The organism is Bradyrhizobium sp. P5_C11_2, assembly GCF_054049755.1.
This window is the reverse complement of sequence record NZ_JBFULT010000364.1, coordinates 1-7675: the sequence shown is the minus strand read 5'-3', so window position 1 is coordinate 7675 and position 7675 is coordinate 1. Positions and strand designations below refer to the sequence as shown.

4 protein-coding genes and 1 pseudogene are annotated in these 7675 nt (G+C 67.1%); 4 read left to right on the top strand and 1 reads right to left on the bottom strand.

The genetic code is table 11. The features are described 5' to 3' along the window. From ACXJL8_RS27630 to ACXJL8_RS27620, 3 genes are all read left to right on the top strand, one after another. On the top strand, nucleotides 1-371 hold a 371-nt coding region (locus ACXJL8_RS27630), incomplete at its 5' end, for a hypothetical protein (protein WP_456685931.1). 105 nt (nucleotides 372-476) lie between these two features. Next, on the top strand, nucleotides 477-1496 hold the full coding sequence (locus tag ACXJL8_RS27625; RefSeq protein ID WP_456619665.1) for a S1C family serine protease: 1020 nt from the start codon (nucleotides 477-479) through the stop codon (nucleotides 1494-1496). A gap of 59 nt (nucleotides 1497-1555) precedes the next feature. Beyond that, entirely contained in the window at nucleotides 1556-3283 is a 1728-nt protein-coding gene (locus ACXJL8_RS27620) for an FAD-dependent oxidoreductase (protein ID WP_456685930.1), read from the top strand. 140 nt (nucleotides 3284-3423) lie between these two features. On the opposite strand, the gene ACXJL8_RS27615 is transcribed toward ACXJL8_RS27620, so the two are convergent. Further along, complete coding sequence (locus tag ACXJL8_RS27615; protein ID WP_456619663.1) at nucleotides 3424-6900, bottom strand: indolepyruvate ferredoxin oxidoreductase family protein; 3477 nt, start codon at nucleotides 6898-6900, stop codon at nucleotides 3424-3426. A gap of 165 nt (nucleotides 6901-7065) precedes the next feature. Here ACXJL8_RS27615 and ACXJL8_RS27610 point away from each other — a divergent pair. Continuing rightward, nucleotides 7066-7675, top strand: a pseudogene (locus tag ACXJL8_RS27610) (hypothetical protein); the annotation flags it as partial.

Genomic DNA, 7675 nt, shown 5'->3' with positions numbered 1-7675 from the left:
ACGAGTACAAGGTGCCCGGCGCCGACGATCCCGCGATCCAGGCGGATATCCTCGCGACGCTCGGCCGTGACACCGCGCCGGTGCGGCAGGCGCTGGATCATCTGGCCCGGCTGGCGGGCCAACCGCTTGCCGGGCTCGATGCCGTCAGGCGCGATGCGGTGGCGCAGGAGTTTCGCAAGCACGGCGGCGGGGCTGCCGCAACTCTCGTCCGCGTCGTGCTGCAATGCTACTACCGCGACGACCGCGTGCTGCGCTCGCTCGGGCTGGAGCTGCGCGCGCCGTTCCCCAAGGGCTATGTCCTCCCGGACGGCGACTGGTCGCTGCTCGATCCAGTGAAGGCGAGGGCGGGCACGCTGCGGCGCGCGCCCTAGCCACTTGGGCAGTCAACACCCGGCAGCCCAGCTTTGCACCCCAGGCGGGCCACTTGCGCGAGAGGGACGAGGCCACCATCTGTGTGAGCCTCAAGGACTTTTGCCATGTTGGATTTGACCTCAGAAATCGCCGATGACGCACCGTCATCGCGAACGGCGGCGGCTGCCCCGGACAATGACCGGGCCCTGCTGGACGCCTATTCCAATGCCGTGATCGACGTGACCGACCGCGTCGGCCCGGCCGTCGTGCGCGTCGAGACCGGGCCGAAAGTGCCGAACGGCCGCGAGCGCGGCGGGCTCGGCTCGGGCATCGTGATCTCGCCGGACGGCCTCGTCCTCACCAACAGCCATGTGGTCGGCGCCGCCAAGGAGATCCGGCTGCGCGACGTCGAGGGCCATGTCGGCGACGCCCGGGTGCTCGGTGTCGATCCCGACACCGACCTGGCGCTGCTCCGCGCCAACGGCGTCCGCGACTTGCCCTATGCCGCGCTCGGCAACTCCAAGAGCCTGCGGCGCGGACAGCTCGTGATCGCAATCGGCAACCCGCTCGGCTTCGAATCGACCGTCACCGCCGGCGTGGTCTCCGCGCTTGGGCGCTCGATCCGCTCGGTCAGCGGACGCACCATCGAGGACGTGATCCAGACCGATGCGGCGCTCAACCCCGGCAATTCCGGCGGGCCGCTGGTGTCGTCGACTGCCGAGGTGATCGGCATCAACACCGCGATCATCAGCGGTGCGCAGGGCATCTGTTTTGCGGTTGCCAGCAACACCGCGCAGTTCGTGCTGTCGGAGATTATCCGCCACGGCTATGTCCGCCGCGCCTATATCGGCGTCGCCGGTCAGACCGCGCCGGTCCCGCGGCGGCACGCGGTTTTGGCCGGCGTCGAGAACAAGATGGGCGCGCTGCTGGCGCAGATCGAGCCGGACGGCCCGGCGGCGAAGGCGGGCCTGTTGCCCGGCGATGTCGTGATCAGGCTCGACGGCGTCGAGATCAACGGCGTCGACGATCTGATCCGCGTGCTCGACCGCGACCGGATCGGCCGGCGCCTCGCGATGGACGTGCTGCGGCTCGGCCGCCTGCGGGCGATCGATATCGACCCGATCGAGCGCAAGCCGGCGCGCTAGCGCTGGTCCCTCCGGGCGGGGTATGACTGGGTCATGCCTCGTCCCGGAAAGCCCGTCTTATGATGCCGGTGCAAGAGACCTACGACGTCATTGTCATCGGCGCTGGTGCAGGCGGCATGGCGGCCGCGGCCGTTGCTGCCGCCGAAGGCTTGCGCGTGCTGGTCATCGAAAAGACTGCGTTCGTTGGCGGCACCACCGCATGGTCTGGCGGCATGGTCTGGATCCCCGCCAATCGGAAGATGAGGGAGGCGGGGCTGTCCGACAGCGTCGCCGACGCCGTTCAGTATCTGTCGAGCACGGTGCCCGAACCCGCCAATGCCGGCTTGCGCGCGGCCTTCCTCGCGCGTGGCCCGGAGGCGATCGCCTATCTCGAAGCCAACACCGAAGTACGGCTCCAAGCCGTGAAAGCCTATCCGGATTATTATCCGGAGCGGCTGGGCGCGACGCCCGGCGGGCGCGTGCTCGAGCCGGTCGCCTTTGACGGCACGCGGCTGGGCGCGAGTTTTGCGCGGCTGCGGCCCCCGCTGCCGGAGTTCACGCTGTTCGGCGGCATGATGGTCAATCGTCTCGACATCCCGCACCTGCGCCGGATCGGGAGATCGCTGCGCTCGACGTTGCGCTCCGCGCGGCTGGTTTCCGAATACGCGTTGCAAAGGCTGCACAGCCCGCGCGGCACGACGCTGCATCTCGGCAACGCGCTTGCCGCACGGCTTTACGCTTCGCTGCTGGCGCGGCAGGTCGAAATCCTGTTCAGCGCCGACGTCGAGGATCTGTCGATGCAGGGCGAGCGCGTCGATGGCGTGGTGATCCGTCATGGCGCCCGCGATCGCCCGATCTCCGCGCGCCGTGGCGTGGTGCTCGCCACTGGCGGCTTCTCGCACGATGCCGCTTTGCGTAAGCGCTTCTTCCCGCCTGCGGCCGGGCTTGTCTCGGCGACCACCACATCCGGCACAGGCGACGGGCTTCGCCTCGCCGCTGCGACCGGCGCTGCGCTCAATACCGAGGCGACAAGCCCGGCGTACTGGGTGCCGGCCTCGCTGTTCCGGCGCGCCGACGGCAGCCGCGGCGTCTTTCCGCACACAGTGACCGACCGCGCCAAGCCCGGCGTGATCGCCGTCAACGCGGCCGGCCGGCGTTTCGTCAACGAGGCGCTGTCCTACCACGAGTTCGTGCTCGCGATGCTGCGCGACGGCCATGGCGAGCCGGATCGTCCGTTCTATCTGATCTGCGACCGTCAGTTCCTCTGGAACTACGGCCTCGGCCGCATCAGGCCGTTGACGCGCAGCGTTCGTCGCTATGTGGCGAGCGGCGAACTCATCGAGGCCTCGGACATCGCGCAGCTTGCCGCGAAGATCGGCATCAAGCCGTCCGCGCTCGCCGCAACCGTTGCGAACTACAACGCCGACGCGAAGGAGGGGCGCGATCCCGAATTCGGCCGCGGCAGCACCATCTATCAGCGCCACCTCGGCGATGCCGCGCACAAGCCAAACCCCTGCGTCGCGCCGATCCTCCGTGTCCCCTTCTTCGCGATGCGCATCTATCCGGCCGATCTCGGCACGGCCATCGGCCTGAAGGTCGACGCCCAGGCGCGCGTGCTGCGCGACGACGGCACGCCGGTCGCCGGCCTCTATGCCTGCGGCAACGACATGGGCTCGATCATGAACGGCAACTATCCCGGGCCGGGGATCACGCTGGGGCCGGCGCTGACGTTCGGGTACATTGCGGGGAGGCATCTGGCGGAGGGGGCGTCGCTCGCGCCGACTGCTGGTGTGTCGGCCACGGTCTAGCCATCCTCTCCGACGTCATGCCCCGCGAAGGCGGGGCATCCAGTATTCCGGAGGCAGCGAGACTGACAACAACCGCCGCGGCGTACTGGATCGCCCGCCTTCGCGGGCGATGACAGCGAGTGTGTGGCRCCGGCTTGCCCTTACTCCGCCGCCGCCGCAAAGCGGCTGTTCTCGAGCTCCGCCTCCAGCCGCGCCGTCTCGGCCGTCGCCTGCTTGATATTGGCCTCCTTGACGTGACCAAAACCGCGGATCGTCTCGGGCACGCGCGCGAGCCTTGCCAGCAGCGGGATCTGCGCCGCGTTCAGCCCGGCGATCCGCTGATCGATCATCGCAAGATAATCCTCGACCAGCTTCCGCTCGGTCCTGCGCTCCTCGGTGCGGCCGAACGGATCGAACGCGCCGCCGCGCAAAAACTTCAGCTTCGCCAGCAACCGGAAGGCATGGATCATCCAGGAGCCGAATTCTTTCTTTTGAAGATGGCCCGTCACCTTGTCGCGCTGCGCGAAGATCGGCGGCGCCAGATAGAATTTCAGGGAGAAATCGCCGTCGAACTTCTCCGAAACCTTCTTCGCAAAGCTGCCGTCGGTATAGAGCCGCGCAACCTCGTACTCGTCCTTGTAGGACATCAGCTTGAACAGGTTCTTGGCCACGGCTTCCGTAAGCTCCGTGGACGCCGGCGAGGCTGCCGTCTCCGCCTTGCGGACCTTGGCGACGGCCGCGAGGTAGCGCTCCGCATAGGCCTTGTCCTGATAGCCGGTCAAAAACTCCGCGCGGGTGGCGATGATGTCGTCGAGCGACTTGGTCGGAGCGGACGCCCTGTTCTTGAACTGGAGCACGCTGCGCACGCGCGACATGTCGTGGGCGGCCAACCGCCCCCAGGTGAAGGCGAGCTTGTTCATCTCGATCGCGGCGCCGTTGATCTCGATGGCGCGGAGCAGCGCTTCCAGCGACAGCGGGATCGCGCCCTTCTGGAAGGCGAAGCCGAGCATGAAGGGATTGGTTGCGATCGAGTCGCCCATCAGCGCCGCTGCAATGCCGGTGGCGTCGATGATGTCGAGGTTCTTGTCGCCGATGGCGTCGCGCAGCACGGTCTGCATCGTGCCCATCTCGAAATCGAGATCGGGGTTTTGCACGAAGCTCGCGGTCGGCTGGAGGTCGGCATTGATATACGCCTTCGTCACCCCGCGTTCGGCGCGGCTGAGCGCAGAGGGACCAGCCGAGACGATCATGTCGCAGCCGAGAATGACGTCCGCGCCGCCGGTGGTGATGCGAACCGCGGAAATGTCCTCCGGCCTGGGCGCGATACGCACATGGCTCATCACGGCGCCGTTCTTCTGCGACAGGCCGGTGAAGTCCAGCGCCGAGCAGCCGCGGCCGTCGACATGGGCGGCCATGCCGAGCAGTGCGCCGATGGTGATGACACCGGTGCCGCCGATGCCGGTGACGAGGATGTTGTAGGGGGCGTCGAGCTCACGCGCCGGCGGCAGCGGCAGGTCCGCGAACAACTGTCCGGAATCGACCCCGGAGGTCTTGATCCGCTTCAGCGTGCCGCCGTGCACCGTGACGAAGCTCGGGCAGAAGCCCTCGACGCAGGAAAAGTCCTTGTTGCAGTTCGACTGGTCGATCTGGCGCTTGCGGCCGAACTCGGTCTCCAGCGGCTGCACCGAAACGCAGTTGGAAGCCTGCGAGCAGTCGCCGCAGCCTTCGCAGACGAGCTCGTTGATGAAGGCACGTTTTGCGGGATCGGGATACAGCCCGCGCTTGCGGCGGCGTCGCTTTTCCGCGGCGCAGGTCTGGTCGTAGATGATGACGGTGAGGCCCTTGATGTCGCGCAACTCGCGCTGCACGGCATCGAGCTCGCGGCGATGATGGATGGTCGCGCCCTGCGGGAAGTAGTTGCCATCCGGGTACTTGCCGGGATCGTCCGAGACGATCGCGAGCCGCTTGATGCCCTCGGCCCAGACCTGGTGGGCGATCTGCGCGACGTTGAAGCCGCCCTCGGCGGGCTGGCCGCCGGTCATCGCGACCGCGTCGTTGTAGAGGATCTTGTAGGTGATGCTGATTCCGGCGACCGAAGCGGCACGAAGGGCGAGAAGCCCCGAATGCGTATAGGTGCCGTCGCCGAGATTCTGGAAGATGTGCTGCTCGGTGGTGAAGGGCGACTGCCCGATCCAGTTCACGCCCTCGGCGCCCATATGCGAGATCAGGTCGGTGCGGCGGGTCGGCATGCTCAAGGCCATGCCGTGGCAGCCGATGCCGGCCATGGCGCGGCTGCCTTCGGGCACCTTCGTCGAGGAGTTGTGCGGACAGCCCGAGCAGAAGAACGGCGTGCGCGCGAGCTTGATCGGCGCGCTGGTGGTGACGGGATTGTCGAACGCTTCGAGCCGTGCGAGGCGCTGCTCCAGCACAGGGCTGTGATGACCGAGCTTGCGCAGCCGCGCCACCAGCGCGGAGGCAACGATGGTCGGCGTCAGCTCGCCCTCGCTCGGCAGCAGCGGCGCGCCGCGCTCGTCGCGCTTGCCGGTGACCGTCGGCCGCTTCGATGCATCGATGTTGTAGAGGATGCGCATCAGCTGGTCTTCGACGAAGCCGCGCTTCTCCTCCACGACCAGGACATCCTGAAGACCCTCGGCGAAGCGCCGCGCGCCGTTTTCCTCCAGCGGCCACGTCAGCGCGACCTTGTAGATGCGAAGGCCCAGATCCTGCGCATCCTTGTCGGTGATGCCCAAGTCGGCGAGCGCCTGGCGCAGATCGAGATAGGCCTTGCCGGTCGCGACAATGCCGAGCCGCGCTGGCTTTGAATCGAGCACGATGCGGTCGAATTGGTTGGCGCGGGCAAAGGCCTGCACCGCTTCCATCTTCGGGCCGAACAGCCGCTTCTCCGCGTCAAGCGGCGGGTCGGGCCAGCGGATGTTGAGGCCGCCGGGCGGCATCTCGAAATCATCGGGCAGCTTGATCTGGATGCGCTCGGGATCGCTATAGATCGAGGCCGAGCTTTCCACGGTCTCGCTGATCGCCTTGAAGCCGACCCAGCAGCCGGAGAAGCGCGACAGCGCAAAACCGTAGAGGCCGAGGTCGAGATAATCCTGGAGCGTGGCGGGATTGATCACGGGGATCAGCGCGGCTGCGAACACCTGCTCGCTCTGATGCGCCAGCGTCGAGGACTGGCAGCCATGGTCGTCGCCGGCCAGCGCCAGCACGCCGCCATTGAGCGAGGTGCCGGCTGCGTTGGCATGCTTGAGCGCATCGACCGAGCGATCGACGCCGGGGCCCTTGCCGTACCAGATGCCGAACACGCCATCGACCTTGGCGCCCGGAAACAGGCCGACCTGCTGGCTGCCCCAGACCGCGGTCGCCGCCAGGTCCTCGTTCAGGCCGGGCACGAAGGCGATGTCGTGCTGCGCGAGGTGCGACTTCGCCCGCCACAGCGCGTGGTCATACATGCCGAGCGGGGAACCGCGATAGCCCGAGATGAAGCCGCCGGTGTTGAGCCCGTGAAGCCGGTCGCGTTCGCGCTGCAACATGGGCAGTCGAACCAGGGCCTGCGTGCCGGACAGGAAGATCCGCTTCGATTCGAGCCGGTATTTATCGTCCAGCTCGACCTGCATCAGCGTCATTTCAGAAGTCCTCGTCTGTCGTTCGGCGTGGGGTTTGCGCTGCGGGAGGGATTGCGGCTGCGCGACGCGAATTGTGACAGTCAAGAGCATGGGCCAGCGAAGTCAATATCGCTGGCCGCATCCGTGGCGCTCCTGCTAGTCATGGCTTGCTTGCGGAGGGACACCATGACGGCAAAAGCGTTCGATACCGAGATCACGGAGACCGATGGCGCTCTGATCGGGCCATGGCGTCAGCCGCGCCAGATGCTTCAGGCCCAGGTCTACGACGCGCACGCCTCCATCCACGACGATGCGACCGCGCAGAAACTCGGCTTCAAGGGCGGCACCATCGAGGGGCCGACGCATTTCAGCCAGTTCGCGCCGCTCGGCGCGCGGCTGTGGGGACAGGCCTGGTTCGAGACCGGATGTCTTTCCGCGCATTATCGCAGTGTCTGCTACGAAGGCGAGGAGGTGCGGGCGATCCTGTCGAAGCCGCTGCCCGGCACGAGCCAGTGCCAGATCCAGATGGTCAAGCGCGACGGCACGGAAGTGCTGCGCGGCACGGCCTCGGTCGGCGAACCGCACGCAGCGACGGCGCTCGAGGCGCGTCTTGGCGAGCTCAAGCCGCTCGCCGATCCCGTGATCCTGCGCGACGTGAAGGTGGCGCAGACCAGCAGGCGGCAGATGGTGCGGATGGCGTTCGACCAGAGCATGGGCGACCTCTATCCGTTCTCGCTGCGGCAGAAGCTCGCCGTCATCACCGAGAACTCGCCTTACTATTCGGGCGCGGACAATC

Coding starts and splice junctions, on each gene's coding strand:
- ACXJL8_RS27615 (WP_456619663.1), bottom strand. CDS start 6,900: ATGACGCTGATGCAGGTCGAGCTGGACGATAAATACCGGCTCGAATCG.
- ACXJL8_RS27625 (WP_456619665.1), top strand. CDS start 477: ATGTTGGATTTGACCTCAGAAATCGCCGATGACGCACCGTCATCGCGA.
- ACXJL8_RS27620 (WP_456685930.1), top strand. CDS start 1,556: ATGATGCCGGTGCAAGAGACCTACGACGTCATTGTCATCGGCGCTGGT.